Genomic DNA, 19,007 nt, shown 5'->3' on the forward strand with positions numbered 1-19,007 from the left:
CATGGCAAAGGTTGGTATATTTTACGCAAGTGCGGGCGGTAATACAACATTGGTAGCGGAGGCTTTAAAAGAAGCCTATGAGCTTGAAGATGATGATTGTATTTTAATGGAAGATGATTTTGACAGTGTTGAGCAATTTGACAATTATGATGCACTTTTTATTGGTTCTTCAACATGGGGTCAAGGCGATGTGCATTTTAGTTGGGTTGATCCACTCTTTGAAATCACTTCTGAAAACATTAGTTTTACAGGTAAAAAAGTTGCATTTTTTGGTGCAGGTGATAGCAAAACACACGGTGAACATTTTTGTTCAGCTCTTGGCAAATTCAATCAAATCTTTACCAAAGCAGGAGCAAATGTCATCGGTTTTGTTGACAAAGAAGGGTATACCTATACGGCATCTTTAGCTGAAGTTGGCGATAAACTCTGTGGTTTAGCGATTGATAATATTAACGAAGAAGATAAAACAAGTGAACGTATTGAAAATTGGATAGAACAGTTAAAAGGCGAATTATAAAAGCGTGAATAAGCTTTACATGTAAACATGAGGTCAAGCTTCTTGTTTTGTGTTAAAGCATCTATAAAAATAGTGAAAAGGATAAAAAATGAAAACGTTGGATCAATATTACAAACTAAAAGATGCAGAAGATTTTTTTGAGTTTTTTGGTGTTGAGTACGATAAGCACATCGTTGAAGTCAAGCGTTTTCATATTATGAAAGAGTATGGAACCCTTATTAAAAAAGGGTTTGAGAATTTTAATGGTAATGAAAAATACCTGATGGATTTTCTAAAGTTTGCTTTGATTCGTGTTTATATGGATTACAAACATGGACATGCTCCTAGTGCGGCCGAAGTCTGGGGAATGTTGGAAGACGGCAAAGCCAAAGGGTGTTTAGCATGTGCTATATCATCGGAAGGAGGAAACTGTGCCTGCTAATGATGAAATTGTTTTGCATGATAGTGTGACCGCAAAACTTTCGGGGAAAGATGAGCCAAAAGCGAAATTTTTTCTGGGGCAAAAAGTACAACTTTTGGAAGATGTTAAGAATGATGGAACCTATCCTTATCTTAAAATCGGTGAGGTGATGATTAAAAAAGGCTCAGTGGGGTACATTCGTACTATTGGTGAGTTTTTACAAGTCATTCGTGTGTACGAAGTTCATTTTTTAGATGCAGAGGCGGTTGTTGAGGTCATTGGATGTCGGGAACATGAGCTTGAAGCACTTGAGCCTTATCGTGATCTTGAAGCCGAAGAAGTTGAATGGATGATGAATCACTATAACCAAAGTTAATCATAAGAGTCATAAAAAAAGTTCTGAAAGAAAACGAATAAAACAAATCTTAGTAAGGAGGAAAAGTCATGGCGAAAGTAATCTTTATGCATTTTGATAAAGAAAAAGATGGTATCTACGATGCCAAAATAGGCGAACCAGTGGTGCGTTTAGCAAAAGAGAAGGGGATTCCTATCACTTTTGATCCTAAAGACCATTCAACATGTTTGATAAATGTTGAGAATATTAGCGAAGAAGAGCCTACCAGTTACATGGAAGACGAAGAGCTTGATGAGCTTGTAAAACTTGGCGCTATTAGCCAAGAAGATGCTGATATTTGCCAACAGTTCACAGTTAGCCCAAAAGTGCGCATCGCTTCAATGATGATGATCAAGGGCGATGTTTTAATTAAACCATTTAAAAAGTAAAGGATCACGTATGACAACAAGAGTAGAAATTATCAATGATTTTTTAGCAATTAATGTAAAACCGGGCGCAACGATTCAAGATGTTGTTGAAGCAAGTGGTAGTGCGCTTCCTTTTGGTTGCCGTGATGGTCAATGTGGCACATGTGCTGTTGAGATCGTTCAAGGTATGGAGTTTTTGTCTCCAAAAAATGAAAAAGAAGTTAAAGTGCTTAAAGAGATCTGCTTTGGCACCTGTACTCCAAACACTCGTCTTGCATGTCAGATGAAAATCGACAAGCCAAACGGCGTTGTAAGAATTAAATACTAAGATTGTTCTAAGAGTTCTTGAAGAACTCTAACGTAGTGTTCACAGTAATACTTTGCACACTACGTTATCTCTCCTGTACCTTTTCATCCAAATTCATATCTACATTGTTATGGTGTTTCTGAAAAATACAAACTATATGCGTAAAAATTAAGCAGCAATAACTTCTAAAAACACCAGAGCTTTGGGCATAATTTACGCATGAGAAGTATCAACCTAGAATTCAAACAAAAGCAGAGTCTAAACCTCTCTTTAAAACTTTGGCTCCCACTGTTACAGCTTCCTCTTCAAGAGTTAAGTACGCACCTTGAAACATTGTCGTACGAAAACCCTTTTTTAGAGGTTAAGCGCCCCTTTGAACAAAACCTAGGTTCTAGCCATGGTATCGTCGAAGAGTTGGTACTGGGTAGTGAGTCTTTGCATGAAAAAATCATTGAGCAGATTGTACCACCCCTTTTCCCAACACCTATTTCTCAAAAAGTCGCCCATGAAATACTGTGTGACATTACCGATGAGGGCTATTTTGATGGCGATATGGAAAAAATTGCACAGACGTGTGGTGTGTATACAGAATATGTTGAGCGTATTCGTCAGCGTTTTTCCAAACTTGAGCCATATGGTGTTGGTGCGCTAGATAGCAAAGAATCGTTTGTTTTTCAATTAGATGCTCTCAGCGATGACATTGACGATGAACTATATAATCTAGTTCTCAAGATGATCGATCAGATGGCCAAGGTCGATAAATTTTCAAGGCATGGGCGTTTTGAAGAAGCCAAAGCGGTCATTAAAAAATTTGCGAATCCGCCCGCTTTAGAGTATCAATCAACACCTAAACAGATTATTCCCGATTTTTTTGTTGAAGTAGATGATGATATTAAACTACGTATCAACAACGACTATTATCCTGATATTCTCATCACCGACCCGTTTTCAAGTAAGAGTGAGAACATCAAAGAGAAGCTCAAAGAGGCGCGTGACATCGTCAATCTTTTGGAACTTCGCAAAACAACGCTATATAAGATCGTTCTTTTAGTGGTAGAGAGGCAGCTCTCTTTCTTTGTCGGTGGTGAATTAAAACCACTCAATATGAGTACACTTGCCGATGAGCTCTCGTTTGCAGAGTCCACCATCTCACGAGCCATCTCAAATAAATACATTGAGTCTAAGCAGGGAATTTTTCCACTTAAATCGTTCTTTACCAATGCGGTCTCATCCAAAGAGCTTTCATCTTCGGAAATAAAGAATTTTATCAATCAACTGATAGAATACGAAGATAAAAGTGAGCCGCTCACCGATGATGATTTATTGGAGCGCATTGAAAAACGTTTTAACATTAAGATGGTGAGACGCACCATCACCAAATACCGCAAATTGATGAACGTAGCATCATCTAAAGAGCGCAAGAAAATCTATAAGGTACAAGCATGAATACAACTACACATGAGAGCAGTGATAGCAGATACAGCAAACTTGAGATGCTCAAACTTGAGCGCGAAGTGATGGTTTTTTTACAAGGCTATGCCAAAAATCGCTATTCAAAGTATGTCATAGCACCGCATATTGCCGCTATGTCTTTGCAGATGAATCATCTCTATGAAGCAATGGGGTTTAAAAATCGTGTGCAGATGGGAAAATACATGAGATGCCATTTCCCAAAACTGGCTGAAATTAAACCTGTCGACAAATTGTGGAAGAAATTTCTCTACGATTCCATCAACAGAGTGGCACCTTTTTGCTTTACATGTAAAGACAATTCGAACTGCTTTGCATGCCAGTTGGCAGGATAAAGCATCTTTAAAAAGGTCAAAACAATGATTCGGTTTGCCGACGAAAATGATTTGGAAGCCATTTTAACAATTTACAATGATGCGATTTTAAATACTACTGCTGTTTATACCTATGTGGCAAAAACATTAGAAGAACGACAACAGTGGTTCCACAAAAAGAACGAAGAAGGCTATCCTCTGTGGGTGTATGAGCACGATGGGAACGTTGTTGGCTATGCAACCTATGGTTCTTTTAGGAGCAGTCCTGCTTACAAATATACGATTGAGCATTCGGTGTACGTTCACAAAGATTTTCGCAAGCACGGCTTTGGAAGGGCTTTGCTTCAAACCATCATCGACGATGCCAATGCCAAAGGGTACGCCACCATCGTTGCAGGCATTGATGCGTCTAATACCAAGAGCATTCATCTGCACGAAAAATTAGGCTTTGTGCTTTCGGGGATTGTCCACAAAGTAGGGTACAAATTTGGTCAATGGCTTGATTTAGCCTTTTACGAACTTCAACTGGATGGCCCCAAAAATCCTACGGAAGGGTGAGTTTAGACTTTACATGTAAAGCCTTATTCCAGAGCAAAATGCATTTATTATGCGTGTGTTTCTATTGTAAAAAAAGGGTTGTGCGCGATTTCCCATAAATGACCGTCAGGGTCTTTAAAATAGCCGCTGTATCCGCCCCAGAATACTTTTTGAGGTTGTTTGGTAGGGGTCGCACCTGCTTTGATGGCTTCTTGAAAGAGTGCATCCACTTCAGCTTCACTGCCAAGCATATGCGCAAGAGTAACACCATGAAAGGTACTTTCATCAAATGCGACGTTGGCATCTTCTGCGAGTGCTTTTTTCTCATAGAGCGCAAGCCATGTTCCGTTGAGCGTAAAGAATGCAATGTTCTCTTCATAAGGCTCAAGCCTAGGAAATCCCAGCCCTTTTTGGTAAAACGCAATAGACTTCGCCATATCGCTGACCCCTAAGGTAATCATACTCATGTAGGGTTTCATTGTTTTCCTTTACATGTAAAGATTTAGAGGACTTTTAAAACCATGCTATTGCACAAATCATCGCTTTCAAACTGTGTCCTATCACCCGCTTTGAGATTGGGGACGGGAAAGAGTCTGACGGTGAGGGGTTTATTGAGTCTAAAGGCAAGTGTTCCTGTATCGGCGCAGATAGCGGCAATTTTTTCCACCGATGTGTCTCCTTCGATGGGTACGGTATCGAGCCCGATGCCACACACTGCGGAGTATTGAAGCAAAGCTCTGATGTCAAATTCATGGCGTGTGGTCGCATCGGCTAAGCCTTGATCTTCTACAACGGCGAGCATCAATCCTGAAAAACCGATGAGCTCACATCCCTTTTGCGCCTTAAAGACTTTGGTTAACAGGGCAGAAGCTTCAAGCGTTCCTGCGGCACCAAAGAAAGGCACGCCCAAAAGTTTATAGACATCGACCATCGAAGCGCAGTTTTTTGACGGTGCAGCGGAGGTATCGATGCCCGCAAAGTTGGTTTTGTAAGGATGCGCATAAGCATGGGTAATGTCAAGAATTTCAGTAATGTGGTACTGTAACGCATCACGCATAATGGCATAGGATTTTTGCATTTTAAGATTATGATTTTTTTCTTTTTTGAGACTTTTGAGTGCTTCTACAAGGAGGTCAGGCGTTTCAAGTCCAAGAGCAAAGCAGTTTTCATCATGGCTGTTATGGTAAGACGCTGGAAAATAGGGAATGTGTGACTTACAGTTATAGTTAATCGTAAAGTTAAAGTTGCCTTCGCCTCGTGGAGTAATGTGACCGATCTCTTCTACCGCTTTGGCACAACACAGTGTTAAGTCACGATCAACGATGCCGAGTTCATCGACACTAATATTCACACACGCGTTGCAAATATCGCCAAAGGCTTTGATCATCTCAGGTAAAAGAGCGATCTCTTCTTCTGTTTTAGCTTCACCGATAGCAAATCGAATACGGATTTTTGGCATAGATGGACTTTTGAGTACCGTAGCAAGGGCTTGCATGTCTTTGAGAACAGCATGATATGAAGAGGTATGAAGATACTCTCCAAAAGGATTGGTCACAATGCGAATGGATTGAACATGGTAACCATGCGTTTTAAATTCATGTGCTAAATCGCCACCAAAGCTCGCTGCTTTAAAAATCGCTTCTTCCCAAGTGCTTTTTTCTTTGTCTAATGTCACAAAGGAGGTAATGGTGCGAATTTTACATAAATCTTTATTTTTGAGGCTTTCTTTTACCATCGATCTTCCTTGAGCGATTTACAAAATGATAGCTAAATCATTTTGAGATGTAAAGGTGTAAAATTGTATTAAATGCTTATTTTATAGGCTGTAAAAGGATATAATTTAAAAGAGTTCATTGAAAAGGGTGCCAATGTTTTTGAAAGTAATATTTGTGCTTGGATTGTTTTGTTCGTTATATGCGGAAGATGCAATGATTGCTAAACTTTTTGATGATGAAACTATAACAGGGACAATGCTCATCGAGTCATTAGACGGTACAGAACACTCTGTGTACAACGATGAGCGCGCCAACATGCCTCTGCTTCCCGCTTCGACGTTTAAAATTCCCAATACACTCATAGCGCTTCAAGAAGGTGTGGTTAACGCAGACTCGATCATTGTTTGGGACAAAGTAGAACGAAGTGTGAGAGCATGGAATCAAGACCAAACACTCAAATCTGCCTTTAAAAGTTCGTGTGTCTGGTGCTATCAGTCTTTTGCACGTAAGATCGGGTTGGAAAAGTACAATGAGTATCTACAGAAGCTTCACTATGGCAATGAAACAACAGGGCATAATGTTGAGCGTTTTTGGCTCGATGGAGAGCTCCGCATTAGCGCTTATGAGCAGATAGCCTTTTTGAAAAAGCTTTACAAAAATGCTTTACCGTTTCAGCAAGAACATATGGATTTACTCAAAAGTATCATGATCGACGAGCAGGGTGAAAATTATATCATTCGAGCGAAAACAGGTTGGGCAGTACCAAAAGATGCAGAGCACCATGGCTGGTATGTAGGGTATGTAGAGAGTCCAAAAGGAGTTTATTTCTTTGCGACCAATCTTGTCATTGAATCAACCGATGAGCTTCCTCTTCGTAAACTTATGACGGTACAAGCACTAAAAAATAAGGGTATTGTTGAGTGAATTATCTTTACATGTAAAAATAATTTACGAGCTCATGTGTGGGTGATTTTGCTCAAAAAATTCTTTGAGCGCATCATATCTTAAAGGTTTTGCATAAAAGTAGCCTTGAAACCTGTCACAATCTAAGCTTTTTAGCATGGCTTCTTGCTCTTGCGTTTCCACTCCTTCCGCTAAAATATATAAGTCTAAATTTTTACCAATCATAATGATGTTTTGAACCATTTTCTCAGCTGTAATATCATTTAAAATTGTATCCACAAAGCTTTTGTCGATTTTTAACTCATCAATAGGCAACTTGCGTAAGATACTTAAAGAAGAATAGCCCGTACCAAAATCGTCCATCGAAATATGCAATCCCATACCGCGTATTTTTTGCAAAAGTGGCAAAATGTAGTCAATATCTTCAATAAACAAACTCTCCGTAATTTCAAGGCACAATGAAATAGATGCTAGCTTTGCACGATCTATCTCTTTAGTCAGTTTTTCTAAAAAATGGATTTCCATAAATTGTTTGATGGAAATATTGACAGAAGTTTGAAAAGATGTGCCGAGTTCCATTTGTAATGCTTTCATCTCTTTGAGGGTTGTACTCATAATAAAATGTCCAAGTTGAGGCATAAGTCCGGATGCTTCGGCGATAGGGATGAATTGATCTGGAGGAACTAGTCCCAGCTCTTCACTTTGCCACCTTATAAGTGCTTCAACACCATAAATAACGCCATGCTTATCTACTTGTGGCTGGTACACCATATAGAGTTCATTATTTGTTAGAGCTTTGTGCAGGGCTTGTTCAACATTGACACGGTTAAGGTAGCCTTCTTGCATGGAGGGCAGAAAAAGATGAACGCTATTTCGCTGTTTTTTAGCTTCATACATGGCAATATCGGAAGCCCGTAAAAGCATATCTAAGGTCGTGCCATGTTCTGGGTACTTGGCAATACCGACACTCACGCCAATAACAAAGTTAAATTGTTTGATATGATAGGGCTTTAACAACTCTTTTGTCATATTTTGTATATGTGAAAGAAGCTTAGTGTCGTCATCTATCAAATAAGAACTCAAAATAATAAATTCATCACCACCTTGTCGAATCACAACACTCTCTTTTTGAACAAGACTTAAGAGACGTTTTGAAAATTCAATCAGAACCATATCCCCAAAATAATGACCAAAACTGTCATTGATATTTTTAAAATGGTCCATATCGATATAATAGAGATTAAAAGGTCGAGCTCTATGATCCATCCAATCTTGAATGTATTGTTGTAAATAATTACGGTTGGGTAGTTGCGTGAGTGTATCGTGGGTGGCTTGGAACGTCAAATCTGCTCTTCGTTTGTTCTCTGCATTTGCAACCATTTTGAAGAGTAAAAATAAAATCATATGTATGACGATAAAGATAAGCCCATAAATAATCAAATTTTGAATGAAATCATACATAATTTGAGAATGATCTACCTCTGAGAGTATCCATAGTTCGTAACGAGGTTCATATTTAAGAGCGATTTGTATACGTCTTCCCTCAATTGAAGAAGTTTCAACCGTATAAATTTCACTTTTTTGTTCCATCTCTTCAATCGAAATGTTGTATTTTTGGCTAATATCGTTAAATAGAGTTTGCAAAAAATGATTGGGAAGAGGTGCTTCGTAAAGATTCTTAGATATTTCATGGTTAGAGGATTGAAATTGGACAAAGTGATCACGATCTCGAATGAGGGTCACAGTATTGTAATCACCCAAGGAAAGATTTTCGGTATAAATCTTAAAAGCGCCTTCTATTCCAATGCCTGCTGTCATGACGCCAATAGGTTGCTCCAATTCATCATAAGCTGTTTTGCGAATGGGAATGCCCCAACGCCCGCTCCCCGCAATAAAATAGGTTCTTCCTAGTACCATCTTTTTCTGGGTGAGTGTATAATCGAAGGAGTCTCGTGTAACCGCTTCCGTTCTTAAATTGGGACGTTTTGATTTATCAAAATTAGAGCTGGTATAGAGATACGTACCTTCAACATCGGTAAAGCCAAAAGAGACAACCGAAGGATTAAGAGCACGTAGGTCATCAAAAATACGTGTATTGTGCTCTTTAGCAATTTCATTTCCTAAAATATTGAGCATCATCTCTTGGGTTAGGAAAAGAGAGTCGGTTGCATTGGAAACAAGCTTGACCAGATTGATTTGATCCGTCTCGTATTTTTGATGGATACTGTTCAGTTGAATGTACGAAACAATGCCTAAAAAGAGAAGCGCACTTGCTAAAAGGATATAAAAAATAGTCCAAATATTTTTTTGAAGAGTAGCCAAAAGAAACTCCTTTTGTCACAATGATTAATCATAACATAATTTCTTGGTCATGTAATAAAAGATGGAATAAAGTGCCAAAAATAAAGAAGGCATTTTGCCTTCTTTATTTATTCTTTACGTTTTAAAAAGGTTTCGATCTCTTCAATGGCTTTTTTATTTGAGAGGTTAAATTTGATTTCAATGCGCCTTGAAGCTTCTTTGTCTTCAACCCCATTTTTAAAGATACGATCACTGTAAGCTCGTCCATTGGCGCTGAGGTATTTTTGAAGAAGTGCCGTACGTTTTTCATCGAGAGAATAGATAAACGCCATAACCGAATAGGCTCTCTTTTGCGAAAGATCAAGGTTGTGCATGTAAGACCCATCAGAGTCAGTGTGCCCTTCAATGACGATATGGTCGATATTTTCACGTATCGTAGCATCATTTAACAGTACATCAAGGTAGGGTTGCAGTGTCTCTGTCAGTTGTTTTTTCGCTTCAGGTTTAAGCTCATACGAACCGACGTCAAAGAGTACGGAAGCAGGCAGACGAATTGCACCACTGTTGGGGTCAATGTTGATTTTTTTGCCCAGTTTTTCTTTAAGTTCTTGTATCACTTTGATGCGAATACCCGTGAGGTTTTTGATACGAGATTTTGTTAAATTTAGATCTTCAACTAACTGTTGATGCGCAGCAGTGCTCTCCAGCAATTTTGCACTTAACAAAGCAAGCTCACCCTCTTTTAGCTTAAGCGTTTGGGTCGTTGTCCCAAGTTCCATTTGGCTTGCAACAAGTTCACCTTTCACTTCATCACGAGCAAGCTCTGTGTCAAGCAAGAGTTTTTTGAGGCTTTCAATTTCTCTGTCGCTGAGTTGGAGTTTTGCAGTGCTTACATTGAGATCATTCTCTTTTTGAGCAAGTAACTCTTGTGCGATTTGCAACGAAGCACTTGTGACATTCATGTCAGAACGTAGCCTTAAAAAATCTTGCTTTTTCTGTATCAACTCTTCTTGGCTAAGCTGCAAAACTCTTTTTTGCTCTTCAAGATCGTTTTTGATCCCTTTAAGATCGGTTTGTACATAGACATATTTGACAACAATCGCGCCAATAAGCAAAATAAAAACAAACAACAGTCCTGCCATGAGGTCAGCGTATGAAACCCAAAAGTTTTGGTCTGAGCTTTGAGATCGGTTGTAACGCATTATTTTAACGCATCCATTTTTTGGATAATCTCTTCGGTTTCCGCATCGATGATCTTCAAGCTCTCTTTGAGTGATTCAACTTCTTCATTCGAAGGTGCTTCATTGTGTGCAACACTCGTTGCTTTAAGGACTCGAAGCATCTCTTGGTTGGTTGCTATCATCTCTTCATTGCTCTCTGCCATCTTTACATGTAACGTAGTTGTGTTCTCGTTGAATTGGTTGAGTTTGGTGAGCATATCTTCATAAACATGTACCAAGTCGCGCTGTTTTTCCTGCGATTTTGCAAGCATTTCCATGCCGTCTTTGATGTGCTCAGCACCTCTTTTGACCGCTGCCGCTTCTAGTGTGAGCATTTCATCAAAGAGCTCAAATTTCGCTTCAATATTTTTACCTAGACGCTCAAAAAAGTCGTTGGAACTAAGGTGTTCAAACATTCTTCCAATGCGATCAAAATGTTGAAGATTTTCTTGCAAATACGCATGTTCTATCTCTTCTTTTGACCAAAACAGTGATGCGGTTGACTCTTGAATAAGGGCAACTTCTTTATCAAAACGGCTGAGTCCTCGTTTTTCAAAGAAGATCCACCAAAGTGAGAGTAAGATACCATAGATGGAGACGTAAAACGCTGTGCCAACACCACTTAAAAGAAGGGTTATCTCATTTTCCAAAGCGCCTGCTGTTTGCGAAGAAAAATTAGGCAGGGTTAACGCGATAGAGATAAACGTACCTAAAATACCCATCGTTGGGAAGATAGAAGCCGCAACAGAAGCGTAGTTGTCATTGCGAATGCGTTTGGCATAGGCATCGATGAAATTCTCAAAAGATGCATTGGACTTGACGCTACTACCGATAGGCATGAGGTTTTTGGAAACATACTCGTGAAGTTCAGTTTGAAACTCTTTAGCATAGCGAAGAAATGTACAAGCACCCAGTTCACCATTGTGTTTGGCAAAAATGAGTGAAACAATGTAGATAAATCCGATAAGAATAATACTATGGATACCTACTTTAAAATGAAGAATGTCTAAAAAACCCAGTAAAAAATAGATATATGCTAACGTTGGAAGTAAAATGAGCTTCAGATAGACAAAAGCACAGCTACGTTGGGGTGTTTCGAGTGATGCGAGATTTTGGAGTGTTTCGTTCATGTCTTCGTTCATAAAAAGCCTTTGTAAAGTATCTATAATTTCTTTATGGACTATTATAACGCTTCTTTTTATACAGATGCTTAACAAGCGCTTCAAATTGCTTATAATTAACGTGAGATTAATATTAAAAGACTACAATTTATCATACTAAAAACTCTGTGGTGAGAGAGATACCGCACTGTGTATCACTTTTCAAATGCCTTTCCTTAACCTCTTTAAGGTTCATTCATGTCCTCCAAAAAAGATTTTTTAGAACGTCATAGCATTAAGCAGTTGCTTAAAACGACACTTCATGGTACTATTGAAAATATTGCGACGCATTTAAAGGCTTTTTTACAAACCAAAGACCCTGAAAGCTTGCATCAGTACCGTGTTTACATTCGCACAGCACGCTCTATTTGCTTGGAATTTAGCGAGTTTATGGATGAAAAACGTCAATTTGTCCTTGATAAAACGCTCAAAGTTCTCCAGCAAGAGACCAACGAAATGCGTGATCTTGACGTTTTTATAGAGTCGCTTGATGCCTATAAGCAAAAAGTTGACGATCAGTATTGGGATGATGTTGAACATCTCCAAACACAACTTTTGGCAGAAAAGGAGTTGGCGTATCGTAGTTTTGAAACAAAATTTACGCCCAAGCTTCAAGCCAAGATCATTGAAGAGTTAACCGAATTACAGAATGATGAAAAGCTCTGCCTTCCTAAATCCGAAGAAAAACTGTTCCGCCATATCAAAGCCATCATCGAAAAGCGTCTCAAAAAGATTGCTAAACTCTCCAAAAAGCTTGATATAAAATCTTCCAATGAAAAATTTCATAAACTAAGACTCCACTACAAAAAACTCCGTTATACCTGTGATGCTTTATCTTTCAAACAGTTTGCTAAAAGTTTTAAGCCAATTCAAAATGCTTTTGGTAAAGTGCAAGACAAAAATACCCAAATCGAGCGTATCAAACGTTATAATAGCGCCAACAGTGTGGCACTCCAAAAGGTCATTGCGCTTTTAGAAGAAGAAATTGACAATGATAAGCGTGTCTGCATCGAAAAATCGACTAAGGATATCCTCCAAACTATGCACGAAAAATTTGAAAAAATCTTTACATGTAAAGAGTCTTAATTGTGCCAGATTTAGAATACATCGCTCATTATCCTGAACATCTCAAAGATCAGATTCGCCATCTTATTCAAGTAGAAAAATTAGGAGCGTACCTACTTTCCAAGTACCCAACCACGCACAATCTGACAAGTGACAAGGCGCTGTATGCTTATGTGATGGAGATACGAACAGAGTTCCTTCGCAAAAGTGAGCCCATCACCAAAGTGCTCTACGATGGCAAGATCAACGACATCAACGACGCGCTTGGCTTGCACCGTGTTACCATCAAAAACCATGGAGGACGCCTTAGAAGTAAAAGCGAAATCCGAGTGGCAACCCTATTTAAAAACACCCCAGAGCCTTTTTTAAAAATGATTTGTGTACACGAACTCGCCCATCTCAAAGAGAAAGAGCACAACAAAGCCTTTTACGCCCTGTGCGAAAAAATGGAGCCGAGTTATCATCAGTTGGAGTTTGACGTCAGGCTTTATTTGACGCATTTGGATTTGTTTGGGAAGTTGTATTAGGTTTTACATGTAAAAATAATAGAGAGAAGAAAGGAGTATCTAATATGGAGCTGAAACTTGAAACTTATGATGAAGTTATAGCACATTTAACTAAAAGCAAAAGAACAAAGCACCTACTTTTAGGTAATGGTTTTAGTATGGCATATGATGCAAATATATTCTCATATAATGCTCTGCACCAATTTATTGACAAACTTGACAATGACCTTCTTTCTAAGCTTTTTGAAATTATTAATACAAAAAACTTCGAACTAGTAATGAAACAATTAGATAATTTTAGTGAATTAGTTGATATCTTTGGTTCTGATGAAGCCTTAAAGAATAAAGTCAAAGAAGCGAGTGCTAAGTTAAAGAATAGCCTAATTAATGCAATTGAAGATTTACACCCAGAGCATGTATTTAAAATCTCTGAAGAAAAAAGTGATATTTGCGCTGCATTTTTAAATAGCTATTTGGAAAAAGATGGAAAGATTTTTACAACAAATTATGATGTTTTACTTTATTGGGTTTTGATGAGAAATAGAGATAATATTCCTAATGCAATTGATGGTTTTGGAAGAGAGAAAGAAGAAGATATTGACTATGTGGATGATATAGAATATTCAGAACTACGTTGGGGAAAACATAAAGAAAAGCAAACAATTTATTATTTGCATGGTGCATTACCATTATTTGATACTGGCGTAAATATTATTAAAGAAGAATATGATTCTGAACATTACATTATGGAAAAAATAAAAAATAGATTGGAACAGAAAGAATATCCTGTTTTTGTAACTGCTGGAACTAGTGAACAAAAATTAGAACATATTTTGCACAATTATTACTTATCCTATTGCTATGAAAGCCTTTCTAAAATTGAAGGGTCATTAATTACATTTGGTTTTAATTTTGGTGAATATGATGAGCATATAATCAAAGCAATCAATATTGCCGCAAAAAATGGTAAAAAGGTATCAGATAAATTGTGGAGTGTTTATATCGGTGTTTATTCAGAAAGTGATCAAAAACATATTGAAAGAATTAAATCAAAATTTAAGTGTAAAGTACATATATTTGATGCAAAAACAGTACATGTCTGGAATATGTAATTACATCTTACAACTAAAAATATAGGACACAATAATGAAATTCTCCAAATTTCCCATCTACATCGTAGATGCCTTTACCAAAGAACTTTTCAAAGGTAATCAAGCCGCTGTTATGCCGCTAGATAGTTGGTTGTCTGAAAGTATGATGCAAAGCATTGCGTCTGAAAACAATCTTTCTGAAACGGCTTTTTTTGTTAAAAATAATGAAGGTATTTATGAAATCCGTTGGTTCTCACCGCTGAAAGAGATCGACTTTTGCGGTCATGCGACTTTGGCGAGTGCGTATGTTATTTTTAACTATCTTGGCGAAAAAGGCACTATCAAATTTTGGGCGAAAGCGGTCAATACTATTGAGGTGAATTTGCGTGACAATGGACTGATTGAAATGAGTTTCCCCAATCGTGCGCCTGAGCGTGTTAGCGAAGTTCCCGAAGCGTTAAAAACAGGGCTTTTCATAACGCCACTTGAATTTCACAAAAACCAACAAGCGTACTTTGCGGTGTATGCAAGTGAGGACGATGTTAAAAAGGTCGTACCTGATCTTGAAAAGCTCAAAACCCTTGCCCCTCTTGACGTGGTGGTGACCGCTCCTAGTGTGGAGTATGACTTTGCATCGCGCTACTTTTGGCCTGCGAACGGTGGCGTGGAAGACCCCGTGACGGGTTCTATCCACGCAGGGTTGGCGCCTTTTTGGGCGAAGCGTTTGGGTAAAACTGAACTTGTAGCTTTGCAGGCTTCTCAACGTACGGGTGTGCTAAATTGTCGTGTCACGGAAGAGCGTATTTTTATCTCGGGCGCGTGCAAAGCGTATTTGGAAGGCAGTATTAGTATTCCATTTTAGCTTTACATGTAAAGAGACATCATCCGATGTCTCTGGTTTTCTCAAACACTCTTTTGAACTTAAAATTACTACCAAACGTATTGATAATAAGCCCTAAGATAATCAAAAAACAAGCGCTAATCTTTAAGCTTCCGATTGGCTCGTTGAACACAAAGTAAGAACCAAGAAGCCCAAATATAGGCACTAAAAGTGACAGAGGTGCGACGCTTGATGCTGGGTATTTGTGCAGGAGTGAGTTCCAAACCCAGTAGCCCATGAGGGTTGTAGGGTACACTTGAAAGAGAATGGAAAAGATGGCTTTGCCATCAAGATTTTCGAAAAAGTTTACAAACACACTATCGCCTTGCGTAAGGTACGCCAACAAAAAAAGAGGAATCGGCGAGAAGATACTCGCATAAATTAAAAACGCAAAGACCTCTTTAGTTCCTGTTTTTTTAACAATGATATTAGCGATACTCCACGAGATAGCACCTACAAGTACCAGAGAAAGTCCTAAGTAAGTGACCGTGCCATCGGTAATGCTGATGATAAAAGCAATACCCACAAGCGCTGTGACAAATCCTAACTTTTTATGCAGTTGGATTTTTTCATGTAAAACAATAGAACCTAAGATGACCGTAAAAAAAGCACTCAGTTGTAACACCAAAGAAGCAACGCCCGCTGATATGCCAAAGTAAATGCCCAAAGAGACCATACCCCACAGTCCAACGCCAAAGATGAGCCCATAACTTGCAATATGCACCATTGAGACATTGGGCTTTTTGATAAAAAAAATGAGCGGTATGGCACAAAGCAAAAAGCGAAGCCCTGCGAGCATAAAGGGATTTAAGGAGAGGAGTCCTAGCTTGATGATGGAAAAATTAATCCCCCATACAAATGTAATGAAAACCGCCAGTAAGAAGTCTTTTTTTTGCATGAAATGCTCCCAATAATTTAGTATGGGTGAAATCATATCCGTAAAAAAAAATTAATTCTTCACTAGTGTTGCTCTAAAAGTTATCTATTTGTGCTCATAAAATTATTATATTTTGCTAAAATTCTTACATGTAACGTGAAAGGATGCGCAAATGCGACGAAAAGAGACCAATCTAACGCATAGTAAATTAGCCAATGATCTGCTCAATTACATCAATAATCATATTGAAACGCAGATCAATATTGACGAGTTGGCGGCTGAGTTTGGGTTGAGCAAATTTCACTTTCACCGCATTTTTAAAGAGCAAACGGGTAGCAACATCTACGAAACGATTCGCTCTGTCAGATTGCAAAAAGCGTCCAATCTACTCATCACAAACAAATACTCAACCATCACGCAAATCGCCAATATGTGTGGGTATAGCTCCCAAACTTCATTTATTCGGGTGTTTAAAGAGCGCTTTTCCCAAACCCCAAAACTGTGGCGCAATGGCGGCTACAAAGCGTACTCCAATGCCATTTTAAGTGGCACATGTAATGCCTTACTCACCCATACCGACTTTTCACATTTGGAAGCCAAAATAGTCAAAACAAAACCCAAAAGTGTTTACTACATCAGGCAAAAAGGTTACAACCGTCAAGCGGTACAAATATGGCAAAAGATGATGGCTTGGGTTTATACCAACGAGATAGAGCAGTACGAGCAGATCGCCATCTACCATGACAATCCCATCATTACACCACTTCACGAATGTTCTTACGTAGCGTGCATTGCGCCCATGGATGGCAAAAAATTGAAAAATACGAGCTTACCTATTTTTGAGATGTACGATGGACTTTGCGCAACGTTTGAGGTAGAGGGGCAATACAACGATATGCTTAAACTCATTCAATGGGTTTACCACGAATGGCTTCCTGAGAGCGGATATGAAGCGATCACGATTCCCTCATACACTATCTTTGAAAAGAATCATTTTTTAAGTGATGATGGACTTTTTAAGTGTACGTACTATCTGCCGGTGAAGTATGTTTAGCGTTTACATGTAAAGAGACATCAAGTGATGTCTCTACTTTATTTTTTTCTCTTCCAAAAATTTCAACAACGCTTCTACTACAACCTTTGGTTTCTCTTCCGGTACAAAATGCCCGCAATTTTCTACCCCAAAGCCTTGAACGTCGCAGGCGTATTTTTGCCAGCCTTCTAAGACATTCCAGATATTGCCAACCACGCCATTGGCTCCCCAAAGAACGAGGAGAGGTGTTTTGATGGTAAAAGGTCTGTCGATTTTATCGTGTTCTAGGTCAATGGTATTTGATGCTCTATAATCTTCGCTAATGCCATGCACGGTTGCCGGATTACTGTAATGGCGAATGTACTCTTGCAAGACATCTTCAGGAAAGTTTTTTTGCGCCTCAGGTGTGGCTTTTTTGAGGAGATTGTTGCGGATGAAATACTCAGGATCAGCTCCCAAAAAACGCTCAGGAAAGTCATATGCTTGGATGTAGAAAAACCAGTGCCAGTATTTGGTTGCAAACTCACGATTGGTCTGTTCGTACATGTCGAGCGTTGGGAGTATGTCCATCATCGAGCAGGTGAGTACTTTTTCAGGATGGTCAAGCATGAGGCGGTGACATACTCGCGCACCTCGATCGTGCCCCACAATGTGAAACTTTGAAAAGCCTAGTTTTTGCATCACGCTCACTTGGTCTTGTGCCATCACACGTTTAGAGTAGTTAGAGTGATCAGGCAAGCCTTTGGGTTTGGAGCTATTGCCATAGCCTCTAAGGTCAGTGGCAACAACGGTATATTTTTTGGCAAGCTCAGGGGCAATGTCTCGCCAGATGAGGTAACTTTCAGGATGCCCATGCAGCAGTAAAATGACCTCTTCACCCTTACCACCGATGAGGGTGTTGATCTGTACATTATCACCCACGTCGATCATTTTTCGCTCAAACCCTTTGAAATAATCCGTTATAGCCATTGCACCTCTCCGTCATTGTAATATGTGATATTTTATCACATGATGAGAATTTCTGCTTTAAAATCTTTACATGTAACGCTAAAGAGATACTTTTGTGTTTCATTTTAACAATAAAAATGTTGCAATGGTAGAAATGGCAATGCCAACACACACTTCCGCTGAAAGTGTTGCACCTTCAAAAAAATAAAGGAGTAACGCGATGCTTGCAGGGCTAAGATAGATATACGCCATAACTTTTTTAGGACCAATAAGAACTGTACCTCGTTGGTACAAATATGCTGTGATAAACGTAGCGATTACTGAGAGGTAGAGCAAATAACCTAGGTCTTTTATACTAAGGTTCTGCCATTCTAATGGAATGTTCCACAACACTTTGGCACCTAAAAGCCAAAACGTACCACTTAAAAGTGTCATCAAAACAAGCACACTCATATCATCCTCTTTTTTGTGGACAATCTTCATAAAAATGGAGTAAAGCGCCATGCTCACAACAGCACCCAAAAAGATGAATTCACCTTGCCCGAGTGAAAAACGTAAAAGGAGCTGTATGTCACCTTTGAAAACGACGATGAGTGTACCGATGATACCGCAGATGTAGATAAAGAGTTGCTTTAAAGGGATGCGATCACGAAAGAAAAAGATACATAAAGTTGCGGTGACAAGGGGAACAAGCGTGTAAAGTGTACCGGTACTTAGCGCATCGGTGTACTCTAATGCCTTGAAAAATAGAAGAAAATAGAGCACATAAAAAAAGCTAATAAGCATAGCCCTTGGAAATGTTGAAAAAATGAGAGCGCGTTTTTTCGCATAAAAAAGAACAAACGGTGCAAGGACAAAAGTTGCAATCGTAAAACGAAGCAAGGTGAGTGAAATAGGGTGAACAATACCTGCAAGTTTTTTGGAGAGGATGAAGGAACCTGCGACCAAAAATGTCGCAAGAAGTACCATCACATGAGCTTTGAATTCGTTTGACATTAAAA

22 protein-coding genes are annotated in these 19,007 nt (G+C 38.9%); 14 read left to right on the plus strand and 8 right to left on the minus strand.

Going from position 1 to position 19,007, the window contains the following annotated elements:
* Window position 1 precedes the first annotated feature (1 nt).
* The 8 genes from FA584_RS05345 (at window position 2) to FA584_RS05380 (ending at window position 4,328) form a co-directional block, all read left to right on the plus strand.
* Window positions 2-517, plus strand: coding sequence for a flavodoxin (locus tag FA584_RS05345; protein ID WP_167750445.1), 516 nt, complete (start codon window positions 2-4; stop codon window positions 515-517).
* 88 nt (window positions 518-605) lie between these two features.
* Complete coding sequence (locus FA584_RS05350; protein ID WP_087438418.1) at window positions 606-938, plus strand: nitrogenase-stabilizing/protective protein NifW; 333 nt, start codon at window positions 606-608, stop codon at window positions 936-938.
* Window positions 928-1,293, plus strand: a complete 366-nt coding sequence (locus FA584_RS05355) for a nitrogen fixation protein NifZ (protein WP_096046445.1) — start codon at window positions 928-930, stop codon at window positions 1,291-1,293. Before FA584_RS05350 ends, FA584_RS05355 begins: the two co-directional genes overlap by 11 nt.
* Window positions 1,294-1,361: 68 nt before the next feature.
* Entirely contained in the window at window positions 1,362-1,700 is a 339-nt protein-coding gene (locus FA584_RS05360) for a hypothetical protein (protein ID WP_087438420.1), read from the plus strand.
* Window positions 1,701-1,710: 10 nt separating this feature from the next.
* Window positions 1,711-2,007: a 2Fe-2S iron-sulfur cluster-binding protein gene (locus FA584_RS05365; protein ID WP_087438421.1), complete on the plus strand. Its 297-nt coding sequence runs from the start codon at window positions 1,711-1,713 to the stop codon at window positions 2,005-2,007.
* A gap of 198 nt (window positions 2,008-2,205) precedes the next feature.
* Window positions 2,206-3,432: an RNA polymerase factor sigma-54 gene (locus FA584_RS05370; RefSeq protein ID WP_096046446.1), complete on the plus strand. Its 1,227-nt coding sequence runs from the start codon at window positions 2,206-2,208 to the stop codon at window positions 3,430-3,432.
* Window positions 3,429-3,791: a nitrogen fixation protein NifQ gene (locus FA584_RS05375; protein ID WP_167750446.1), complete on the plus strand. Its 363-nt coding sequence runs from the start codon at window positions 3,429-3,431 to the stop codon at window positions 3,789-3,791. The genes FA584_RS05370 and FA584_RS05375 overlap by 4 nt, the downstream gene beginning before the upstream one ends.
* Window positions 3,792-3,815: 24 nt before the next feature.
* Entirely contained in the window at window positions 3,816-4,328 is a 513-nt protein-coding gene (locus tag FA584_RS05380; RefSeq protein WP_167750447.1) for a GNAT family N-acetyltransferase, read from the plus strand.
* Window positions 4,329-4,375: 47 nt separating this feature from the next.
* Here FA584_RS05380 and FA584_RS05385 read toward each other — a convergent pair whose 3' ends face one another.
* Both FA584_RS05385 and FA584_RS05390 read right to left on the minus strand, forming a co-directional pair.
* On the minus strand, window positions 4,376-4,786 hold the full coding sequence (locus tag FA584_RS05385) for a VOC family protein (RefSeq protein ID WP_167750448.1): 411 nt from the start codon (window positions 4,784-4,786) through the stop codon (window positions 4,376-4,378).
* 23 nt (window positions 4,787-4,809) lie between these two features.
* Window positions 4,810-6,042, minus strand: a complete 1,233-nt coding sequence (locus FA584_RS05390; RefSeq protein WP_167750449.1) for a DUF711 family protein — start codon at window positions 6,040-6,042, stop codon at window positions 4,810-4,812.
* Window positions 6,043-6,175: 133 nt separating this feature from the next.
* On the opposite strand from FA584_RS05390, the gene blaOXA reads away from it, so the two are divergent.
* The gene (gene blaOXA / locus FA584_RS05395; RefSeq protein WP_369805692.1) at window positions 6,176-6,946 is read left to right on the plus strand and encodes a class D beta-lactamase; all 771 of its coding nucleotides are present in this window, start codon (window positions 6,176-6,178) and stop codon (window positions 6,944-6,946) included.
* 24 nt (window positions 6,947-6,970) lie between these two features.
* Here the strand turns inward: blaOXA and FA584_RS05400 are convergent, their stop codons facing one another.
* From FA584_RS05400 to FA584_RS05410, 3 genes are all read right to left on the minus strand, one after another.
* Window positions 6,971-9,247 (minus strand): bifunctional diguanylate cyclase/phosphodiesterase, encoded by a 2,277-nt coding sequence (locus tag FA584_RS05400; RefSeq protein ID WP_167750450.1) that lies wholly within the window; start codon window positions 9,245-9,247, stop codon window positions 6,971-6,973.
* Window positions 9,248-9,354: 107 nt separating this feature from the next.
* Complete coding sequence (locus FA584_RS05405) at window positions 9,355-10,428, minus strand: OmpA family protein (RefSeq protein WP_096046451.1); 1,074 nt, start codon at window positions 10,426-10,428, stop codon at window positions 9,355-9,357.
* Window positions 10,428-11,588 (minus strand): MotA/TolQ/ExbB proton channel family protein, encoded by a 1,161-nt coding sequence (locus FA584_RS05410; RefSeq protein ID WP_167750451.1) that lies wholly within the window; start codon window positions 11,586-11,588, stop codon window positions 10,428-10,430. The genes FA584_RS05405 and FA584_RS05410 overlap by 1 nt, the downstream gene beginning before the upstream one ends.
* Window positions 11,589-11,804: 216 nt before the next feature.
* Here FA584_RS05410 and FA584_RS05415 point away from each other — a divergent pair, with 216 nt between their 5' ends.
* The 4 genes from FA584_RS05415 to FA584_RS05430 are packed head-to-tail and all read left to right on the plus strand — an operon-like array spanning window position 11,805 to window position 15,130.
* On the plus strand, window positions 11,805-12,692 hold the full coding sequence (locus FA584_RS05415; RefSeq protein ID WP_167750452.1) for a CHAD domain-containing protein: 888 nt from the start codon (window positions 11,805-11,807) through the stop codon (window positions 12,690-12,692).
* Between the two features lie 2 nt (window positions 12,693-12,694).
* Window positions 12,695-13,198, plus strand: coding sequence for a M48 metallopeptidase family protein (locus tag FA584_RS05420; protein WP_096046454.1), 504 nt, complete (start codon window positions 12,695-12,697; stop codon window positions 13,196-13,198).
* A 44-nt stretch (window positions 13,199-13,242) separates the two neighbouring features.
* Window positions 13,243-14,289 carry a DUF4917 family protein gene (locus FA584_RS05425; protein WP_167750453.1) on the plus strand — a complete coding sequence of 349 codons (1,047 nt, stop codon included), beginning with the start codon at window positions 13,243-13,245 and terminating at the stop codon, window positions 14,287-14,289.
* A 34-nt stretch (window positions 14,290-14,323) separates the two neighbouring features.
* Window positions 14,324-15,130, plus strand: a complete 807-nt coding sequence (locus FA584_RS05430; protein WP_191342086.1) for a PhzF family phenazine biosynthesis protein — start codon at window positions 14,324-14,326, stop codon at window positions 15,128-15,130.
* Between the two features lie 19 nt (window positions 15,131-15,149).
* Here FA584_RS05430 and FA584_RS05435 read toward each other — a convergent pair whose 3' ends face one another.
* Window positions 15,150-16,046 carry an EamA family transporter gene (locus FA584_RS05435; RefSeq protein ID WP_167750454.1) on the minus strand — a complete coding sequence of 299 codons (897 nt, stop codon included), beginning with the start codon at window positions 16,044-16,046 and terminating at the stop codon, window positions 15,150-15,152.
* Between the two features lie 151 nt (window positions 16,047-16,197).
* Between FA584_RS05435 and FA584_RS05440 the strand changes: the two genes are divergently transcribed.
* Entirely contained in the window at window positions 16,198-17,079 is an 882-nt protein-coding gene (locus tag FA584_RS05440; RefSeq protein WP_167750455.1) for an AraC family transcriptional regulator, read from the plus strand.
* A gap of 33 nt (window positions 17,080-17,112) precedes the next feature.
* Here the strand turns inward: FA584_RS05440 and FA584_RS05445 are convergent, their stop codons facing one another.
* Together FA584_RS05445 and FA584_RS05450 are read right to left on the minus strand one after the other, a co-directional pair.
* Window positions 17,113-18,027, minus strand: a complete 915-nt coding sequence (locus tag FA584_RS05445) for an alpha/beta fold hydrolase (protein ID WP_167750456.1) — start codon at window positions 18,025-18,027, stop codon at window positions 17,113-17,115.
* A gap of 99 nt (window positions 18,028-18,126) precedes the next feature.
* The gene (locus FA584_RS05450; protein WP_167750457.1) at window positions 18,127-19,002 is read right to left on the minus strand and encodes a DMT family transporter; all 876 of its coding nucleotides are present in this window, start codon (window positions 19,000-19,002) and stop codon (window positions 18,127-18,129) included.
* Between the last annotated feature and the right edge of the window lie 5 nt (window positions 19,003-19,007).

Source organism: Sulfurospirillum diekertiae, assembly GCF_011769985.2.
Lineage (GTDB): Bacteria > Campylobacterota > Campylobacteria > Campylobacterales > Sulfurospirillaceae > Sulfurospirillum > Sulfurospirillum diekertiae.

Coding starts and splice junctions, on each gene's coding strand:
- FA584_RS05390 (WP_167750449.1), bottom strand. CDS start 6,042: ATGGTAAAAGAAAGCCTCAAAAATAAAGATTTATGTAAAATTCGCACC.
- FA584_RS05445 (WP_167750456.1), bottom strand. CDS start 18,027: ATGGCTATAACGGATTATTTCAAAGGGTTTGAGCGAAAAATGATCGAC.
- FA584_RS05405 (WP_096046451.1), bottom strand. CDS start 10,428: ATGCGTTACAACCGATCTCAAAGCTCAGACCAAAACTTTTGGGTTTCA.
- FA584_RS05370 (WP_096046446.1), top strand. CDS start 2,206: ATGAGAAGTATCAACCTAGAATTCAAACAAAAGCAGAGTCTAAACCTC.
- FA584_RS05360 (WP_087438420.1), top strand. CDS start 1,362: ATGGCGAAAGTAATCTTTATGCATTTTGATAAAGAAAAAGATGGTATC.
- FA584_RS05450 (WP_167750457.1), bottom strand. CDS start 19,002: ATGTCAAACGAATTCAAAGCTCATGTGATGGTACTTCTTGCGACATTT.
- FA584_RS05430 (WP_191342086.1), top strand. CDS start 14,324: ATGAAATTCTCCAAATTTCCCATCTACATCGTAGATGCCTTTACCAAA.
- blaOXA (WP_369805692.1), top strand. CDS start 6,176: ATGTTTTTGAAAGTAATATTTGTGCTTGGATTGTTTTGTTCGTTATAT.
- FA584_RS05440 (WP_167750455.1), top strand. CDS start 16,198: ATGCGACGAAAAGAGACCAATCTAACGCATAGTAAATTAGCCAATGAT.
- FA584_RS05415 (WP_167750452.1), top strand. CDS start 11,805: ATGTCCTCCAAAAAAGATTTTTTAGAACGTCATAGCATTAAGCAGTTG.
- FA584_RS05365 (WP_087438421.1), top strand. CDS start 1,711: ATGACAACAAGAGTAGAAATTATCAATGATTTTTTAGCAATTAATGTA.
- FA584_RS05380 (WP_167750447.1), top strand. CDS start 3,816: ATGATTCGGTTTGCCGACGAAAATGATTTGGAAGCCATTTTAACAATT.
- FA584_RS05385 (WP_167750448.1), bottom strand. CDS start 4,786: ATGAAACCCTACATGAGTATGATTACCTTAGGGGTCAGCGATATGGCG.
- FA584_RS05410 (WP_167750451.1), bottom strand. CDS start 11,588: ATGAACGAAGACATGAACGAAACACTCCAAAATCTCGCATCACTCGAA.
- FA584_RS05345 (WP_167750445.1), top strand. CDS start 2: ATGGCAAAGGTTGGTATATTTTACGCAAGTGCGGGCGGTAATACAACA.
- FA584_RS05425 (WP_167750453.1), top strand. CDS start 13,243: ATGGAGCTGAAACTTGAAACTTATGATGAAGTTATAGCACATTTAACT.
- FA584_RS05435 (WP_167750454.1), bottom strand. CDS start 16,046: ATGCAAAAAAAAGACTTCTTACTGGCGGTTTTCATTACATTTGTATGG.
- FA584_RS05375 (WP_167750446.1), top strand. CDS start 3,429: ATGAATACAACTACACATGAGAGCAGTGATAGCAGATACAGCAAACTT.
- FA584_RS05350 (WP_087438418.1), top strand. CDS start 606: ATGAAAACGTTGGATCAATATTACAAACTAAAAGATGCAGAAGATTTT.